This is a genomic window from Deinococcus sp. (assembly GCF_018260405.1).
GTDB lineage: Bacteria > Deinococcota > Deinococci > Deinococcales > Deinococcaceae > Deinococcus.
In genome coordinates this window covers 1-17,859 of sequence record NZ_JAGLBG010000053.1, presented here as the reverse complement: position 1 = coordinate 17,859, position 17,859 = coordinate 1, and the positions used below count along the sequence as shown (strand labels likewise).

General features: G+C 63.0%; 16 protein-coding genes and 3 tRNA genes. 13 read left to right on the top strand and 6 right to left on the bottom strand.

Going from position 1 to position 17,859, the window contains the following annotated elements; genetic code table 11:
• Positions 1-666: transposase (locus QZ269_RS08155; protein WP_291426142.1), on the top strand; the 666-nt coding region annotated here is incomplete at its 5' end.
• 155 nt (positions 667-821) lie between these two features.
• On the opposite strand, the gene QZ269_RS08150 is transcribed toward QZ269_RS08155, so the two are convergent.
• The 3 genes from QZ269_RS08150 to QZ269_RS08140 all read right to left on the bottom strand — a co-directional run bounded on the left by QZ269_RS08150 (position 822) and on the right by QZ269_RS08140 (position 1,094).
• A tRNA-Arg gene (locus tag QZ269_RS08150) sits at positions 822-898 on the bottom strand.
• Positions 899-935: 37 nt separating this feature from the next.
• A tRNA-Gly gene (locus QZ269_RS08145) sits at positions 936-1,009 on the bottom strand.
• 8 nt (positions 1,010-1,017) lie between these two features.
• Positions 1,018-1,094, bottom strand: a tRNA-Pro gene (locus QZ269_RS08140).
• Between the two features lie 95 nt (positions 1,095-1,189).
• Between QZ269_RS08140 and QZ269_RS08135 the strand changes: the two genes are divergently transcribed.
• The 6 genes from QZ269_RS08135 to QZ269_RS08110 all read left to right on the top strand — a co-directional run bounded on the left by QZ269_RS08135 (position 1,190) and on the right by QZ269_RS08110 (position 7,203).
• The gene (locus tag QZ269_RS08135; RefSeq protein WP_291426140.1) at positions 1,190-1,522 is read left to right on the top strand and encodes an Asp23/Gls24 family envelope stress response protein; all 333 of its coding nucleotides are present in this window, start codon (positions 1,190-1,192) and stop codon (positions 1,520-1,522) included.
• 1 nt (position 1,523) lies between these two features.
• The gene (locus QZ269_RS08130; protein WP_291426138.1) at positions 1,524-3,143 is read left to right on the top strand and encodes a DAK2 domain-containing protein; all 1,620 of its coding nucleotides are present in this window, start codon (positions 1,524-1,526) and stop codon (positions 3,141-3,143) included.
• 274 nt (positions 3,144-3,417) lie between these two features.
• Entirely contained in the window at positions 3,418-3,648 is a 231-nt protein-coding gene (locus QZ269_RS08125) for a FeoA family protein (RefSeq protein ID WP_291426136.1), read from the top strand.
• Positions 3,645-5,882, top strand: coding sequence for a ferrous iron transport protein B (gene feoB / locus QZ269_RS08120; RefSeq protein ID WP_291426134.1), 2,238 nt, complete (start codon positions 3,645-3,647; stop codon positions 5,880-5,882). Before QZ269_RS08125 ends, feoB begins: the two co-directional genes overlap by 4 nt.
• A gap of 13 nt (positions 5,883-5,895) precedes the next feature.
• Positions 5,896-6,246, top strand: coding sequence for a helix-turn-helix domain-containing protein (locus tag QZ269_RS08115; protein WP_291426133.1), 351 nt, complete (start codon positions 5,896-5,898; stop codon positions 6,244-6,246).
• Positions 6,247-6,327: 81 nt separating this feature from the next.
• Complete coding sequence (locus QZ269_RS08110) at positions 6,328-7,203, top strand: cation diffusion facilitator family transporter (RefSeq protein WP_291426144.1); 876 nt, start codon at positions 6,328-6,330, stop codon at positions 7,201-7,203.
• An 11-nt stretch (positions 7,204-7,214) separates the two neighbouring features.
• On the opposite strand, the gene QZ269_RS08105 is transcribed toward QZ269_RS08110, so the two are convergent.
• On the bottom strand, positions 7,215-7,961 hold the full coding sequence (locus QZ269_RS08105; protein ID WP_291426131.1) for a YkgJ family cysteine cluster protein: 747 nt from the start codon (positions 7,959-7,961) through the stop codon (positions 7,215-7,217).
• 479 nt (positions 7,962-8,440) lie between these two features.
• Here QZ269_RS08105 and QZ269_RS08100 point away from each other — a divergent pair, with 479 nt between their 5' ends.
• From QZ269_RS08100 to QZ269_RS08080, 5 genes are all read left to right on the top strand, one after another.
• Positions 8,441-9,448, top strand: coding sequence for an HD domain-containing phosphohydrolase (locus tag QZ269_RS08100; protein ID WP_291426129.1), 1,008 nt, complete (start codon positions 8,441-8,443; stop codon positions 9,446-9,448).
• Positions 9,449-9,518: 70 nt separating this feature from the next.
• Positions 9,519-10,358: a phosphotransferase family protein gene (locus QZ269_RS08095; protein ID WP_291426128.1), complete on the top strand. Its 840-nt coding sequence runs from the start codon at positions 9,519-9,521 to the stop codon at positions 10,356-10,358.
• A 106-nt stretch (positions 10,359-10,464) separates the two neighbouring features.
• A complete protein-coding gene (locus tag QZ269_RS08090) occupies positions 10,465-11,238 on the top strand; it encodes a shikimate dehydrogenase (RefSeq protein ID WP_291426126.1) in 774 nt (257 codons plus the stop codon).
• A 40-nt stretch (positions 11,239-11,278) separates the two neighbouring features.
• A complete protein-coding gene (gene guaA, locus QZ269_RS08085) occupies positions 11,279-12,814 on the top strand; it encodes a glutamine-hydrolyzing GMP synthase (RefSeq protein ID WP_291426125.1) in 1,536 nt (511 codons plus the stop codon).
• A 158-nt stretch (positions 12,815-12,972) separates the two neighbouring features.
• Positions 12,973-13,632, top strand: coding sequence for an MBL fold metallo-hydrolase (locus tag QZ269_RS08080; RefSeq protein ID WP_291426123.1), 660 nt, complete (start codon positions 12,973-12,975; stop codon positions 13,630-13,632).
• A gap of 179 nt (positions 13,633-13,811) precedes the next feature.
• Here QZ269_RS08080 and ispH read toward each other — a convergent pair whose 3' ends face one another.
• A complete protein-coding gene (ispH, locus tag QZ269_RS08075; RefSeq protein ID WP_291426121.1) occupies positions 13,812-14,807 on the bottom strand; it encodes a 4-hydroxy-3-methylbut-2-enyl diphosphate reductase in 996 nt (331 codons plus the stop codon).
• Positions 14,808-14,860: 53 nt separating this feature from the next.
• On the bottom strand, positions 14,861-16,399 hold the full coding sequence (locus tag QZ269_RS08070; RefSeq protein WP_291426119.1) for a phospholipase D-like domain-containing protein: 1,539 nt from the start codon (positions 16,397-16,399) through the stop codon (positions 14,861-14,863).
• Between the two features lie 151 nt (positions 16,400-16,550).
• On the opposite strand from QZ269_RS08070, the gene QZ269_RS08065 reads away from it, so the two are divergent.
• A complete protein-coding gene (locus tag QZ269_RS08065; protein ID WP_291426117.1) occupies positions 16,551-17,678 on the top strand; it encodes an MraY family glycosyltransferase in 1,128 nt (375 codons plus the stop codon).
• Positions 17,679-17,859 lie beyond the last annotated feature (181 nt).

Here is a 17,859-nt window from a genome sequence, read left to right as displayed (position 1 = left end):
TACGAAGGTGAGCAGTCCACCATCTACTCAGGCCGTGTGGCACGCAGTAAATCACGCTACCGCGCCAAAGTTATCGCCAAATTGGATGCCAAGATTTCCAGAACCAGAAAGGGGAATGCTTCAGTAAAAAGCAGTCGTCGTCGGAAAAAGCTCATCAGGGCTAAGAACCGTGCCACTCGCCGGATTGATAATCAAATCCGAGACATTCAGCACAAGCAAAGCTGTCACCTTGTTTCCACGTTGTACAACCAGGGCGTGCAAACGGTCGTCATTGGCGACATCAGAGACATCCGTAAATCCATGCAGTACGGCAAAAAAGCAAACCAGAAGCTCCACGGGTGGTCATTCGGTAAGTTCCGCCAGATGGTCAAGTACAAAGCGGAGCGACTGGGGATGCAAGTCAAGCTGATGGATGAGGCGTACACCTCACAAACCTGCCCGCAGTGTGCGGAACGTCATAAGCCAAGAGGCCGGACGTACCGCTGTCGGTGTGGGTTTGTGTGTGATAGGGATGCCGTGGGTGCGATGAACATCAGAGCAAAGTATCTGGATACCTTCGGGAAACCAGTAGTCGGGGTCATGAGTCCCCCCGTGAGAGGCGTGCGCTATAAACCATGCTTCCCACGTCACTTGGCGCTCAATACACCAAGAACCCCCCGCCTTTAGGCGTGGGGAGACTCAGCCTACGACCCCCAGCGCTGCCCCTGAGTCAGAGTGACCACGCGGGGGCCGGTAACTAAACGGTTACTAAAACACCGCCCCCGCTGGGGCTGGGCAGGGTGCGGCCAAAAGGAACGCCCCGCGCTGGGCGGGGGTATTTGTGGTGCACCCCGTTGGACTCGAACCAACGACCGACCGCTTAGAAGGCGGTTGCTCTATCCAGCTGAGCTAGGGGTGCCTATAAAAAAAACTCCCGATGAGGGAGCCTTCCTTTCTGGAGCGAGATCACGGATTCGAACCGAGGCCAGAAGCTTGGAAGGCTGCTGTGCTACCACTACACCAATCTCGCCCAAATAATGGTCGGGGCGACAGGATTCGAACCTGCGACCCCTTGGTCCCAAACCAAGTGCGCTACCGGCCTGCGCTACGCCCCGCCATGCGCCTAAGCGCGGTGGGCACTATAGCAGATTACGAGCGCAAGTCTAGTGGGGGCCGGGTGCTTGGCTGCCCTGTATACTCGCGAGTACTTATGAGTGGCACCATTCAAATTTCCGAGGGCGCACTGGCTTCCCTCATCGGCCTGACGGCGCACGAGATTCCGGGCGTGGTCGGCATGGCTCCTGCTAGTCTCAAGGAAGGCCTCAGCCGCGTGCTGGGGCGGGCCAATGTCAGCGACGGTGTGGTCATCGGTAGGGAAAGCGGCAGATTTACCGCCGACATCTATATCGTGGTGGCCTACGGCGTGAGTATCCCGCGTGTGGCTGAAAACATTACCGACCGCGTCACTCACGTTACCAAAACGCAGGCGGGCATTGATCTGGCAGCGGCCCGTATCCACGCTGTGGGGGTGCAGCGTGCCTGATATGACGAAGACTGCGCCTGATGCGGCTAGGATTATGCCTGACCAGCTGGCCGCTATGCTGCGCTACGCCACCGACTGGCTCGGCGTGTACCGTGAGCAGGTCAACGCCCTGAACGTCTATCCGGTGCCCGACGGCGATACCGGCACCAACATGCACCTGACCATGCAATCGGTGCGCCGTGAACTGGAAACCGCCGACCAGCACAGTATGAGCAGTGTGGCCCGCGCCATCAGTTATGGAGCGCTGCTGGGCGCACGCGGCAACAGCGGTGTCATTCTTTCGCAGCTGCTCAAGGGCTTTGCCGAGACGATCCGTGACGCCAGGGAGATTGATGCGGGAACGCTGGGTAAGGCCTTTCTGGCGGCACAGAAAAGTGGTTACAGCGCTGTTATGAAGCCTGTTGAGGGTACCATTTTGACTGTGGCACGCGGCGTGGCCGAGGGCGCACAGCGGCAGGGCGAGACGCCCGCGCAGGTGCTGGAAAATGCCCTTTTCAGGGGTCAGGAGCTGCTGGACCAGACCCCCGAGATGCTGCCAGCGCTAAAGCAAGCTGGCGTGATCGACAGCGGCGGTCAGGGCTACTTGTATCTGGTCCAGGGCATGCTGGCCTCGCTACGGGGCGACGCGTTGCCGCCTGCGCCCGAAATTACCAGCTACGCCCAGCAACAGTTCGAGAATGAGGAATTCGGCTTTTGTACCGAGTTTCTGATGTCGGAGGCGACCAAGCCCATCGAGGAAATCCGCGAACTGGTCAGCCCGTTCGGGGACAGTCTGCTGGTCGTGGGCGCAGAAGGGTATGTCAAGGGGCACATTCACACCAACGAACCCGATCAGCTGCTGGCTACGGTGGGCCGCTACGGCAAGATGCTCAAAACCAAGGTCGAGGATATGTCCGAGCAGCACACCGAGATTCTGGGTATGGCCGGAGCGGCGGCCCGCGCCGAGGAAGAAATTCCGCCTACCGGGCTGGTGGCTGTCGCTAACGGTCACGGGCTGGTCAAACTGTTCCGCAGCCTGGGCGCACGTATCGTTTCGGGCGGGCAGACGGCCAATCCCAGTGTGCAAGACATCGTAGACGCGGTGCGCAGTGTCAGCGCCGAAAAGGTCATTATTCTGCCGAACAACAAAAACGTGTTGATGGCGGCTGAGAAAGTGGTGGAACTGATGCAGGGCCGCGCCGTGGTGGTGCCGACCACAACGCTGGGGCAAGGCATGGGCGCGGCCCTGGCCTTTCAATCGGATATACCCGCCGACGAGCTGGCGCAGGCCATGACCGAGTTGGCGGCCAACGTGACGACTTTTGAAGTGACGCGGGCCAGCCGAACCACCAACATCATGACCAAGGATGGCCGAACGCTCGACATCAAGGAAGGCGACGTGATCGGTCTGCGCGATGACGAACTGGCGCAGGCGGGCGGCAGCCCCGAAGACAGCGTGCTGGAGATGCTGGGCAAAGGCTATACCGGACAGGAAATCGCCACGGTGTTCGGCGGCCCGCAGAAGACGGAAGCGGACCTGGCCACACTGGCCGGACGCATTAAGAAAGAGTTTCCGGCTCTGGAAATCGAGACTCACGCGGGCGGCCCCGACTTGTACGACTATCTGGTCACACTGGAATAGGCTGGAACACCTGCTGGAGCGGTACACACGAAGTCGGGGCGCAGGATTCCGGCTTTTTGTGATGCGGCAAGTCCCAAACCTGATGACCACATTGAGCCGTGGCAACATCTGATACGAATTGCGATTGAACCAGGCAGTTTCAGATTCAATTCGAGCGGAGGTGAGGAGGCGAGAAACGGATTCTTTGGGGTCAACGCCATTTGCCGCATCTGTATAACCCACTGTTTGCCCTGCTCCTTCCCAAATCCGATAAAACCGACTAAGATACTCGGGTATGGATGATCTGGCCCTTGACTCTCTGAAGCCTGGTGAGGGCGGTTATATCCTCTCGCTCGACAGGACTCATCCGCTGCGCCGCCGCCTGCTGGAACTTGGTTTCGTACGCGGAGCGCGGGTCAGCATCGTGCGCCGCGCCCCGATGGGCGATCCGGTCGAGCTGCGAATCAACGGCACCGACCTTGCGCTGCGGGCCAGTGATCTGGGCGGTATCTGGGTACGCTTATGACCGCTCCCTTTTCGGCGCCTTCTTTGCCTGAAATGCTGGTGCCCGACGAGCAGGCCTGCCGCGCCACGCTAGAGCGTCTTCAGGCCCAGAGCGAGCCGCGCGTGGTCGTGGTCGGTAACCCCAACACCGGCAAAACCACGCTGATCAACGCGGTAGCGGGCACCAACCTCAAAGTTGGCAACTGGTCGGGCGTGACTGTCGAGAAGCGCGAGGCCCAAATGAGCGTCGCCGGACGCAAAGTTCACCTGCTTGACCTGCCCGGTGCCTACTCGCTCAGCCCGCACACCCCCGAGGAACTGGTGACGCGCACCGCCCTGCTCGACGAGTCGCCCGACGTGATTTTGAACGTGCTGGACGCCGGAAATCTGGAACGCAACCTGTACCTGACACTGCAACTGCTGGATTTCGAGATTCCGGTGGCGGTTACGTTAAACCTGGTGGACGAGGCCCAGGAAAAGGGCCTGAACGTTGATGCGGCGGCGCTTTCTCGGGCGCTGGGGGTACCGGTCAGGGAAACGGTCGCCAGCCGTCAGCAGGGCACGCAGACCCTGCTCGAAACCTCGTTGCAACAGGCGACCCTGGGGGTGCGGGTGCGTTATCCCCGGCTTATCGAGGATGCGGTGGGTGATCTGGTGGGCCGGATGAAGGCGCTGCCGACCCTGCCGTCACACGCGCACCGCTACCTGGCCCTGGCCCTGCTGGAGGGCGATCCCAGCGTGCGCGGACGCCTGAGCGCCACCGGGCACACGGCACTGATCGACGCCGCCGACGCTCATCTGGCTGTGCTGGAAGCGCAGGGCACCGACGCCCTGATCGAGATTGCCGAGGCCCGCTATGCCCGCGCAGGGGACCTGGCCCGCCTAAGCGTGCCCCAGGCCGAAGCCCGCCGCACCCTGACCGACCGCCTGGACGGCCTGGCCCTGCACCCGCTGCTGGGGATTCCACTGTTTCTGGGACTGGTGCTGCTGGTGTTCCGCCTGACTTTCAGTGTGGCTTCGCCCTTCGTAGATTTGATCGGCGGCCCCCTTCAAGACACCGTTTCGGGCTGGGCCTCGGCGCTGCTGGCCTGGTTTCCGCTGGGACGCGATCTGGTGGTTGGGGCGATCATTCCGGGCGTCGGCACGGTACTTAGCTTTTTGCCTACGCTGCTGGTGCTGTACCTTGCCATGAGTTTTCTGGAAGACAGCGGCTACATGGCCCGCGCCGCTTTCCTGATGGACCGCACCATGCGGACCCTGGGGTTGGATGGCCGCGCGTTTATTCCGCTGATCCTGGGGTTTGGCTGCAATGTTCCGGCCGTCAGTGCCACCCGCACGCTGGAACACCGCAGCGACCGCATCGTGGTCAGCATGATCTTGCCGTTCATGAGTTGCTCGGCCCGCTTGCCGGTGTACGTTATTTTCGCGGCGGCGCTGTTCCCGAAGGCGGGCAGCTGGGTGGTGTGGGGCATGTATGTGCTGGGCATGGCGGTGGCCTTTACCTTCGCCTATTTCCTGCGGCGCACGTCCTATCCGGCAGAGGGCGGCGGCGTGCTGCTTGAGCTACCGCCCTACCGCTTTCCCGCCTGGAAGGTGCTGTGGAAGCACGCCTGGAGGCGCACGGCCAGCTTTGCCAAACGTGCCAGAACTACTGTGCTGGCGACGGTGGCGGTTGTCTGGCTGCTGATGGCGCTGCCCGCCGTGACCGGGCAAAAGTTTGCCACCGTGCCCCCGCAGGACAGCATTTTCGGCAAGGTGTCGCAGGCCATGTCGCCCATTTTTGCGCCGCTGGGCTTTGGCGACTGGCGGGCGGCGGGGGCGCTGGTGCCCGGTTTTATCGCCAAGGAAGTCGTGGTAGGTACGCTGGGGCAGATTTACCTGGGTGAGCAGGCCGCCACTCCCGCGCCGCTGGGGCTGGTGGCCGGGGTGCAGCAGGCCGTGAGCGCCACCTGGGAAGCTGTAAAAACCAGCCTGGGCGCGGTTCCGACCGTTCTGGCCCTGCCTCACCTGGGCACCGACACGGCCACCGACCAGAAATCGCCGCTGGCCCGGGCGCTCGCGGGGGCTTTCACTCCGGCGTCGGGGCTGTCTTATCTGGTGTTCGTGCTGCTGTACACGCCCTGCATCGTAACGGTGGGGGCCATCGCGCAGGAGCATGGGCGCAAGGTCGCCTGGGTCACGGTGGCCTATCAACTCTCGATTGCCTGGGTCACAGCGTTCCTGGTTTACCGCCTGGCGCTGGGCCTGGGCCTGTAAGGACGGTGGCGTCATGTTTGGTTTTCTAAGGGGTAAGACTTTGGCCTCGTCTCAGGCGTCCCCGCGCCCGGTTGCGAACCTGGCGACCATTCTGGAAGCGGTAGCCCACGCCCCGCGCACGCCCGGCGAACTGGCCCACGATCTGGGCAGCACCCAGGCGGCGCTCGAAGGGATGCTGCGGACCTTGCACAGCAGCGGTTACGTGCAGGAAGCTGTGCAGGGCAGCGGCGACTGTTCGTGCGGGCCGTGCGCCCTCAAAAGCCTGTGCCGTAACGCCGGGGGAGACGTTCCACCACTGAACCTGCTGCGCCTGACCCCGCGCGGCGAGGCGTATCTGCGCCGTGTCACCGGAGCAGGAACCTGAGACTGGCAGGACGTTTTCGGCGCACCTAACCCTGTTAGCCTGCGGGGTGTGACCACCCGGGCCTCTACTCCACCGAACCCCATGCTCTTTGCTGGGGTCGGTGTTTTCGTTGCGCTAGGGGTACTGGCGCTCAAGTTCCTGGCCTATCGCCTGACTGGAAGCGTGGCGCTGTATTCCGACGCCCTAGAAAGCATCATTAACGTGGTGGCTTCGGGAGCGGCCCTCGTGGCGCTGTACGTCGCGCAGCGCCCCGCCGACCACAACCACCCCTATGGGCATACCAAGGCCGAGTACCTGAGTGCCGTAGCCGAGGGAGTTTTAATCGTGCTGGCGGCCCTGAGCATCCTGTCGGTGGCGGTGCCGTACGCACTGCATCCCCGGGCAGTCGAGGCCGCGCCCGTGGGCCTGGGCGTCAATTTCATTGCCAGTGTCATCAATCTCGTCTGGGGCGTGTTGCTGCTGCGGGTCGGGCGCTCTAGCCGCAGCCCGGCGCTGCTGGCCGACGGCAAGCATGTGCTGAGCGACGTGGTGACCAGTGTCGGGGTGGTTCTCGGCGTAGTGCTGGCAAAATTGACCGGCTGGCACGTCCTTGACCCGCTGCTGGCTATTCTGGTGGCCTGCAACATTCTCTGGAGCGGTTGGGGCCTGCTGAGCGAAAGCGTCGGCGGTCTGATGGACAGGGGCGTGGATCAGCTGACCGAAAAGCGCATCCGCGAGGTCATGAAAAGCCACGCCTCGGGCGCGCTGGAAATGCATGACCTCCGCACGCGTACCTCGGGGCAGATCACCTTTGTTGAGTTTCATCTGGTGGTGCCGGGCAATATGACCGTCAGCGAGTCGCACATCATCTGTGACCGACTGGAAGACGCCATTCGCCAGAAACTCGAAGGCGCACGCATCAGCATTCATGTCGAGCCGCAGGAAAAGGCCAAACATCAGGGTGTGCTGGTGCTCTGATTTTACCCTGGTTACACTTCCTCGATTTCCAGAGTTACCGGATGGCTCAGGTTCAGGGTGCTGGCCCGTTGCCACGCGGCGCGGCCCTGGCCCCGTTCCACCGCCTGCATAAACTGCGGGTCGGCGGCCAGGGTGGTCAGGTTCCAGAAGTCGCCCCAGACTTCCATACGCCAGTGCTGGCGCATGCTTTTGCTGGCCGTGATCCAGACGGGTTCGCTGAGGTGTTCCAGTGGCGCTATGAAATGCACCTCGCCATCGGTGCCGGGCGTGCGGGCCACCTCGCGCTGGTAGTCGCGCCGCTCATGCGGGGTCATCTGTTCCCAGGCTCCTGCCGCGCAGTAACGGGCCGGAAAGGCACTGAAGGTGTCGCGGCAGCGGGTGGGCCGCGCCGCGTACTGGGTGCATGAGCCGCTGGCCCGGTCAAGCAGGGGGCAAAAGCCGACCTCCTGGCGGTGGCGTTCCACGTAGCTTTCCTCATCCGGGGCGCTACGGGCGTTGGCCTGAACCTTGTGGGCATGGGCCGCCACACGGGTTGCGGCGGCGGGGTCGAGCGCCTGCGCCACGATCAGCGCCTCGGCCAGACTGAGGCGAATGGGCATGTCACAGCAGTGAAAACACCCGGCTCCGCAGTAAACCTTGCCGCCGCGTGCCTCGTACTGCTTGGTCCACTGCGCGGCCTTCTGGGCATACTGGCGGTATCTCTGCTCGATAGGCTGGGTCACGCTTTGAAAACTGGGCGCAGAGACTGGAACTGGCATTGGCCCCAGCCTAGAGCAGCTGGACTGAAAAGACCAGATTCTATAGAGGGCAGCTTCTCTGTGACCCTTTAATACACACGTATACGCACTGCCGATTGAACCGGGCAATGTTGGATTCAATCTGGGCGGAGGCGAGTAGAAAAAATATAGGTTTCGCGGCGTGGCGGTACAGGCGGTGCCTTCTTGGGCAAAACGGACTCGCTTGAGCAAGCCTGCCCGCTTCTTGACCAAAGCGGCACCCGTGAAGGGGCCTGGTCGCTTCCCAACTGCGGGCGAAATTGAGCGGAGTCCGTATAGGCGGTGCAGTGCGGATAATAAACCCGCTCGGGGGCAGCCTTCCGTACTGCACTAGAATAGAGAATGCCGCTCGGAGACTTCGGCACAGGCTCTAAGGGCTGCGTAAAGCCTACAGCCACTTCCTGGTGACCCGTTTCGGGTGTGGGGCTATGGTCTGACAGGCTAGCTATACTTAGTCTATTGTGTTCCGACGTTCCCGCCAGAATAACCCGCCGACTTCGCCCACCGAAATGGGGGGTTCGGCGGTTTCTGGGCTGGATGTGGTGCAGGTGCTCGGGGAGCTGCTGGCGCGGCCCTCGGTGGAAGGGGTGCTGGAAAATGCCCTGGTTTACGCGGCCCGACTGCTGGGGCCACAGGTTAAGGGCTTCGCTGTGATTCGCCGGGGCCAAGACCGGGTGGCGGCGGTGCTGGACTACCCGCGCAGTTTGATCGGACTGAACCTCAGCGGCCCGTGGGCAGCCATGCGGCCCCGCCTGCTGTCCGATGGCAGTAGCGAGCTGTACGAGTCCAATTCTTCGGAGCTGCAAAAACAGCTTGACGCCGCCGGAATGCGTGAGGTTCCGCTGTCGCTGGTGGTGCCGGTCATAGACCGGGGCCGGGGCGTGGGGGCGCTGGTGCTCGACTGCTTCGGGCCGGGGGGAATCTCTCCGGGGCAGCAAGAAGATGTGGCCCGCTTCGCGGCGGCCATAGGCCCGCTGGTGGGGGCCATGGAAGCCCGCGACGACTGGCAGCAGACCGCGCGGCACATCACGGCGGCGGTGGTCGAGGCGGTGGAAAGTCAGAACTTCGATTCGCTGGGGCACGCGCAGCAGGTCACGGAGCTGAGTCTTAAGCTCGGGCGTGACCTCGGGCTGACCGGGCGCGACCTTGAGACTCTGTGGTTTGCCGCCACCATGCACGACCTGGGCAAGGTTCACGGTGAAGCGGAGCACGCCCTGATCGGGGCCAACTTTCTGCACGCGGTGCCCTATTTGTCTGAGGCCAGAAAAGCCATTCGCCACCATCATGAGCGCTGGGACGGCCAGGGGGAACCCGACAAGCTGGCGGGCGAGGATATTCCGTTCGCTTCGCGCATCGTGGCCGTCGCCAACGCCTACGCCCACTCGGGAAATCTGGAACAGGTGCAGGCCGAGAGTGGCCTGAGTCTGGATCCGCAGGTCGTCGAGGCCTTGGCGCGGGTGCTGGTTTGAGGGCAAGTGAGCAGGTCGGCGTGAACGCAACGGCTCCGAAGCTGCCCTTAAAAGGCGCGGGCGACGTGTCATGAGTCTGCGCCCGGCTCCGAGCAGTGAGACGCCGCCCCACCGGTTTCCGGTGCTTGAAGCGCGTTTCGGGCCGCTGTCCCCGATGGATCAGGGCATGCAGAGCCGCGTGTACTCGACCCAGGACGGGGCCGCCGTGGTCAAGGTGTACCGCAACTATCAGGGCGAACACCGCGCCGAGGCCGATAACCTGCGCCGCGCCGGGCTGGGCGAATGGGTTATCGACGCTGTAGAGGCCGACGGGGTAGAGGCCCTGATCATGCGCCGGTTCCGGGGGCATCCGCTGAGGCGTCAGGATGTGCCGCCCGTGCTCCCCCGCCTGCGCGAAATTTTGTCCACGCTGCACCGCGAGCAGCAGGGCAAGGTCAACCTGTCCAAGGTGCGTGAACGCCTGCGCCGCTTCCGCTCGGCCCTCGCGGCCTACCCACTCGAAGACCTATTCGACGCCGTCGAGATTCCGTTGCGCGAGGGGCTTCTCGAACAGCCCGCCTCGTTTTGTCACCTTGACCTGTGGCACGACAACATCCTGATTTCGCAGGGCGGACAAGACGTCTTGGTTATCGACTGGACCAAAGCGGGCTGGGATGACCCGCTGCGCGACCTGGCCCTGCTCAAAACCGGCACTCTCGACCTGCTGGCGGCAGATGAAAGTTTCGCGGCGGCCCTGTCTTTTCTTCCGAACCAGCAGCTGCCCACCCTGCGGCGCTACCGGGCTTACCTGGCCCTGACGACCCTACACGACCTGTACTGGTTTCTGATGAACGAACCCTATGAATTCGAGGGCGAACGTGACCGCAAACTGCCCCGCACCCGCCACGCCTTGGCCCGGTTGCCGGAGTAGGGGGCAGTCACCGTGTCAACCTCTCTGGGCTGCACCTCTCTGGCCTTCACCCCTCGCCGGGTGCTGGTTCGTCGGCCCGAGGTTGATGCTCTACACTGGCCCCTGCATGTTTACCCCTGCCGATGCCCCTGTTGCCCTGGTTGGTTACCCCACTGAAGTAGGCCGCGCCCTGCGTGAGTTGGGGATCCCAGCGCTGGACGTGCCCACCGAGCACCCGAAGGAGGTGGCCCAGGCGTGCCAGACCCTGCGTTTTGCCGGAGCGCTGGTTGCGCCGGGGCAGCAGGGCCAGTGGCTGGGGGCCGCGCAGGCCGACCCCGAGGCGCGGCGGGTGGGGCGTATCGACGCCGTGGCGTTTCATGGGGCCGCAGGCGCGTCCGGTACCTTTGCCTATGCTGACGCCCTAAGCGACATGATCGAGGCTAGCGGGTACTCGGCGCGGGGGGCCAGTTTGGCGGTACTGGGCAACACGGCGGCAGACCTGGCGCTGGCGGCTCCGCTGGCGCGGCTGGGCTTCAGCGACATTGGCCTGGTGGCCGACTCCGCGCCCGAGGCCGAAAAAGCCATTCGTGACCTGCCCACGGGGCTGCGTATCTTTCCCATGAGTCGCCGTGACGCTTCGGTCAAGGCGTTGGTCAGCCGTTCGGATTTGGTGGTGCTGGCGACGGGCGACCTGCCCACGGGCCTGCTGGAGCCGTACCACACGCTGCTTGACCTGACTGGCCGTGTGAGCCGTAGCGCGGTCAGCGGCACGCTACTCGATCTGGCCGAACTGCAACTGTTTCACCTGGCGCGTCAGCTGCTGCACGCCACGGGTCAGCGTTTCGCGCCTGAGCAATTGAGGCCACTGGCGGCAGCGGCGCGTGGTACGGCGGCCAAGTAAGCGGCTCCTTTTTACCCCTGGACGTGAGACAATTGGAACCGTGAGCGTTGTCATCCTCGATTTCGGCAGTCAATTTACCCGGCTGATCGCCCGGCGGTTTCGTGAACTGGGCGCGTACAGCGTCATTTTGCCCGGCAGTGCCAGCCTGGAGCGCATCGCGCAGGAAAACCCACAGGGACTCGTGCTTTCGGGTGGCCCCAGCAGCGTGTACGACGAACATGCCCCCAAACCCGCCCCCGGCGTGCTGGATTTGAATCTCCCGATTCTGGGCGTGTGCTACGGGATGCAGTTTCTGGCCCACGAGGCAGGCGGCGACGTGAAACGGGCGGGTAAGCGCGAGTACGGCAAGGCCGACCTGACCCGTTACGGCGGTCAACTGTTCGCCGGGATTCAGGGCGAATTCGTCGCCTGGATGAGCCACAGCGACAGTGTTACCAGACTGCCCCAGGGCTACGAGGTGGTGGCGGCCACGGAAGACACGCCCGTCACCGCCATTGAGAACAGCGCCACCCGGCGCTACGGCGTGCAGTTTCACCCCGAGGTCGTCCATACGCCCAAAGGCGGGCAATTGCTGGCGAACTTTCTGGATATCTGCGGCGTGGCCCGCGACTGGAACGCCGAGCACATCGTCGAGGAACTGATTGCGGACGTGCAAAAGCAGGTGGGCGAGAGCGGTAAGGTACTGCTGGGCATCTCGGGCGGGGTAGACAGTTCCACGCTGGCGCTGCTGCTGGCAAAGGCGGTGGGCGAGCGCCTGACCGCCGTGTTCATTGACCACGGCCTGCTGCGCCTGGGCGAGCGCGAACAGGTGGAAGCGGCCCTGAAACCGCTGGGGGTCAATCTGGTGACGGTGGACGCTAAAGCTGAGTTTCTGGGTGAACTCAAAGGCGTCAGCGACCCGGAGCAGAAGCGTAAGATTATTGGCCGCGAGTTTATCCGGGCGTTTGAACGCGAGACGGCCAAGCTGGGAGACTTCGAGTTTCTGGCGCAGGGCACGCTGTATCCAGACGTGATTGAGTCGGCGGGGGGGCTGCACGGTGACAAGTCCGGCGCGGCCAATATCAAGAGCCATCACAACGTGGGTGGCCTGCCAGAAGACCTGGGCTTTAAGCTGGTAGAACCCTTCCGCACGCTGTTCAAGGACGAGGTGCGCGAGATTGCCCGCCTGCTGGGCCTCCCCGACCACATTCGCATGCGCCACCCATTCCCCGGCCCTGGCCTCGCTATCCGTATTTTGGGCGAGATTACCGAGGAGAAGCTGGACATCTTGAAGCGGGTAGACGACATCTTTATCAGCGGGCTGCGCGAATTTGGGCTGTACGACGGCTGTTCGCAGGCACTGGCGGTGCTGACGCCCATTCAGAGCGTGGGTGTGATGGGCGATGAGCGCACCTACAGCTACACGGCGGCGCTGCGGGCCGTGACCACCGACGACTTTATGACGGCAGAGTGGGCGCGGCTGCCCTACGAATTTCTGGCAACCATGAGCAACCGCATTGTGAATCAGGTTCACGAGATCAACCGCGTGGTGTACGACATCACCGGCAAGCCCCCCGCAACGATTGAGTGGGAGTGAAGTTAGAGCAGTTCTGTGAAGTATGGACACGTCGGAACAACACCGCTGCCCCCTTCATTTTCATTCTATGTCCTGCTCTCTTTATTCACTCGTTCCACTCGGCAAAAAGAGGGTCAAAAGAGCACCACCCTTTTGCAAAATGCTCTAAAAGGATCTGAATGACCGTCGCTTCCCGTCTGCGTCTAGTGCGTTCTGGAGTAGCCTCCATTCCGCTGTACGCCAATGTCTATCTGCTGCGCACGCCCCAGGGTCGTCTACTGGTCGATACCGGCACCATCAACCACGCTCCGGCTTTTGCTCGGCTGCTGTCGGCCTTTGACCCCGACGCGGTTCTGGTCACTCACGGCCACCTTGACCACGCGGGCAACGCTTTCGTGGCCGCCCGCCTCGGTTACCCCGTGCTGGCGCACCCGCTGGAGCATGACCGGTTAAGCGGGCGGGATCACAACCTGCCCTATCCGGCAGGCCAGCCCTGGATGGGGGCGCCGATGTCCAGGATGCAGCCGAAAGTGCCTGCCTGGGGGTTGCAGGCGGCCCTGCCGGAAACGGACCTGCTGGGCTGGCAGGTCATTCATCTGCCGGGGCACACCGGCGGTCAGGTGGGGCTGCTCAGAGACGGCGTTTTGCTTGCTGCCGACGCGGTCATTGGAGGCTTGGCGGGCGCAAATCTGCCCCGCGAGGCGTATAACTCGGATCACGCCGTGGCCCTGCAAACCCTTAAACAGATGACCCAGCTAGAGCTGTCGCTGGTGCTGCCGGGCCACGGCACGCCCCTGACCCCGGATCAGATCAGGGCGCGGGCTGAGCGCGACGACTAAGTACGTTGAAGCTAACATTGCGAGATTCCGGGAAAGCGCCGGAACCTCTCCATTCCCGCTCCAACGCACTTTCTTCTGCTACGCGCTCCGCGCGGTTTATCTACAAGATAAACGCAGTGTACTTAGTAGTCTTGATAACGCGCTCAGTTGATGGCGGCAGTCCGTATTCCTGCATCGTATTACTGCATCGTGCGCGGCAGTTCTTGCGTGGGTAGAATCTTCTTCGGTTCGCGGAACTCGATGTTCTCCCACTCGCCTTCCTCGACCACTTCCAGCGCCGGATTCACTGTCCGCAAAGAGGCCACGACCTCCTGCACCAGATCGTCGGGGGTGCTCGCGGCGCTGGTGATGCCCACGTTCTGCACGCCGCTTAGGTCGAGGCTGCCCAGGTCAGCGGCGGTTTCCAGACGATGCGCCCGGCCACACGTCTCAGCGGCGAGTTCCAACAGGCGCATGCCGTTGCTGCTGTGGGTGCTGGTGATAACCAAAAAGGCGTCCACGTGCGGCGCGATGCTCTTCACGGCGTCCTGGCGGTTCTTGGTCGCGTAACACAGATCTTCGCTGGGCGGGATGATCAGCGCCGGAAACCGTGCCTTGAGAATCTCGATGGTGCGGCGCGTGTCGTCCACGCTGAGGGTCGTCTGGGTCAGCACCACCAGTTTGCCAGCGTCGGGCACCTCGACGGTATGGGGGTCGTTCAGACCTGTCCCCGACTTGCCCAGCACGCCGACCAGAATCGTGTTTTCGGGGGCCTCGCCGCGTGTGCCGATCACTTCCTGATGCTGGGCGCTGTCACCGATGAGCAGGATAGTGAAGCCCTCCCGTGCATATTTTTTGGCCTCGGTATGCACTTTGGTCACCAGTGGGCAGGTCGCGTCGATGGTCGCCAGTCCCAGCTGCCGTGCCCGTTCGCGCACTACCGGGCTGATGCCGTGGGCGCTGAAAATGACCGTGTCGCCGCCTTCCGGCAGGCTCTCGACAGCGTCCAGATCCTCGACGAAATGCACGTTGCCGCCCTGTTCCAGCCGCTCGACCACCGTGTGGTTATGTACGATGCTGTGGTACACCGTCACGGGCTTGGCCTCGCTGGCGGCGGCCCGCTCAACCGCCTGAATCGCCATGACCACTCCGGCGCAAAAACCGCGCGGCTTGGCGAGATACACCTTCTCGATCATGCCTGACAGTGTAGTTCAGCCAGGGAGCCGCAAAAGGGCTTTAGATCAGGACTTCAGCGCCAGGGGTGGTCGGGCAGCTGGCGGGGGGCCGGGGCGGGCGGCCAGAGGTCTTCGGGCGCGACTTTACGGACATACTTCAGCCACGGCTCGGGCGGCACCGGTATGCTTTCCTGCGCCCAGACGCGCCCGAAATCGGCCTGTTCCTGCCGCACCGCTTCCGGGTCGTTGGTGGCGATCACCGCCTCGTTCAGCCCAGCGCCGCCCCACGAACTGAAGTGAAAATTCATGCTGCCGACCTCGACCGTCCGGCGGTCCACGGTCATAGCCTTGGTGTGCATATCGAACTTGACATATCGGGCGTCAAAGGCGTCGTCACTCAGGCCGCGCCGCCGCGCCTCGTAGCGCATCAGGGCAATTCCGCTGCGGTTGGCAATCTTGCCATAGCCGTAATTCACGGTCAGTACGCGCACCTTCACGCCGCGTTCCACCGCGTCGAGCAGCGCGGCCAGGTATGGCGGGAAGGTCGGTCGCTCACAGTTTTCCACCGAGACGTAAGCCATCCAACAGTTGAGGTCGGGGCTAAAGTCGGCCTGCATGAGGTCGATCTCGGTTCTGGCCGAGGCGATCAGCGACTGCATGGCCTGATCCGCCATGTCGTAGCCGGGGCGGCGGTAGAGCAGGTAAGCGCGGGAAGTCCCAGCGGGCTGGGCCTGCTGCGCGGCGGCAGGGTGAGTCACCGGGTCGGGCAGCCCTAGCGTGCAGAGCCTGAACACCTGATCGGCGGGCACATTGACCGGGCAGCGTACCTGATTGGAGTGCCGCCATAGGTCGTCGAAGACCGCCACGCCGTCCTGGGCCACCGGGCCGCGCATCCGCAGGCCCACATCGTGCAGGTCATGTCCCCCCGGCTCGGCGCGGGTCAGGTGCCAGTCGGTGTAGTTAAAGCCCGCCGCCGTTACGTCCAGCCCGTCTATTACGACCATCTTGACGTGACTGTGCGGAAAATACCTGTAGTTCGTAGCGGTGAAGGTCCAGCCGACCGCCGGGTCGCTGATAGGCACGCCGAGCGCTCGCAGATCGCGCACCGCTTCCAGAATGAAGGTGCCGCCGTCGCCCCGGCTCAGGTCGGGAAAGCCGCCCAGCGCGAGATGAACGCTCATGCCCTGGGGGTAGGCGGCGGGGTCGGCCCTCACCTTGCGGTACAGGTCGCTGACCGCCTGCGCGAAAGTCCAGCCCGCCCGTCCGGGGCCAGCGTGCCACTCCATGTTAGTCAGCAGCACTTCGGTGTGCGCGGCGCGAATTTGCCCGGCGATTTGGTCAAAGGCGTTGACCGGGTTCAGGGCGGTGCGCGGCGTGCGCTGGTAGTCCACGAAAGCGTTGCCGCAGCTCAGGTCGGGGCGTCCGTCGGCGGCGTAGACCCGCCACACCGCCAGATCGAGCACGTCTGCGGGTTCGCCGCACTCAGGGGCCGCGCTGGGATGGGCCGGAAGGGGAAGGCCCAGGTGAACAGGCAGGCTCAGTGCCTGGGCTGTGGTGGCCCCGCCTCCCAGCGACAGCGCCAGACAAGACAGCAGCAGACGGAGCGGAGGCATCAGAAAAGAATACGCCGACTGAATGAGTCCCTGTGAATGGTGAAATAACCAGTAATTTGGCAACTTTGACTATGGCCAGGGGTATTTTTCCGGCCTACACCTTTTCGTGGACGCCTGTTCTCACGCCGGGGCTTTAGAATCGCGTCAGTTTATGGATGCTCTGCGGGCGCTTTTGGCGCAACTCGGTATAGCCGATCCTTTTGGAAGCGGTTTTCTTAGCGTGCTGGTCACCTTCGTAGTGGCTCTGGCCTTCACCTGGGTCTTTATTCCGCGCCTGCGTGAATTCGCGGTGCAGGTTGGCTGGGCCGATATGCCCAATGCCCGGCGGCTTAATTCCGTACCGCTGCCCAACGCCGGGGGACTGGCGATTTTTGCCGGGTTCGTGGTCAGCGTGGTGGTGGCGTGGGCGATGCGGCCTATCGTGGTCGAACTGGTCAATATTCAGGTGCTGGCCATTATGCTGGGCGCGTCCATCATGATGTTTACCGGGTTTATAGATGACCGGGTAGACCTTTCGCCCGTCTTCCGGCTGCTGGTGCAGGGGCTGGTTGCTGTCCTCTTAATGGTCAACGGCCTCAAGATCGACGTTCACGCCATTCCGTTTCTGGGCGGCGTGCCGCACGACCTGGCGGGGCCGCTGGGCATCTTTCTGACCATCATCTGGATTGTGGGCCTGACCAACGCCGTGAACCTGATGGACGGGGTAGACGGCGTGGTGGGCGGCCTGGGTTTTATCGTCAGCGTGGTGCTGCTGGCAACAGCGGCGCAGTTTCCAGACCGGGCGGCGGCGGTGGTGGTGCTGGCAGGGCTGGCGGGCGCTTGCCTGGGCTACCTGAGGTACAACTTCAATCCCAGCCGCATTATTCTGGGGGGTGGCTCATACCTAATTGGCTTTACGCTGGCGGCGGTCAGTCTGTTGGGTACCCTTAAATTCAGCGCGGGGGCCAGCCTGATTGTGCCGCTGATCGTGCTGGCGCTGCCGGTGGTAGACACCACGCAGGTCGTGATTGGTCGCCTGCGCCGGGGCATTCGCAACCCGCTAGGCCACCCCGACAAAACCCACATTCATCACCGGGTGCTGGCGGGAACCGGCTCGGCTCGGCGCACCGCCGTTATCCTGTGGGCAGTCGCGCTGCTGTGCGGGGCGCTGGGCATGTCGCTTCAGGGGGTTCACTGGCAGGCCATTCTTGCCACGTTGCTGAGCATTGGGGTTTGTCTCGGGCTGGTCGCTGGCACGCGGATACGGGCGCACCGCAGCGAACTGGCGCAGGCCGAGTAGCCCTGGAACAGTGTGCATAATGTGCATAAAAGGGCCACGTTGTTTGTGGCCTTTTTATACTGAGCGGGCAGACGTAAGAGGCTGTCAGGCTAAAGAGCCAAGAATGTAACTGCTCAGCAGGGGGACTTGCGAAGCGGAAAGGGGTAGAGTAGGGACATTACGCAAAAGATCTGTCCCAACT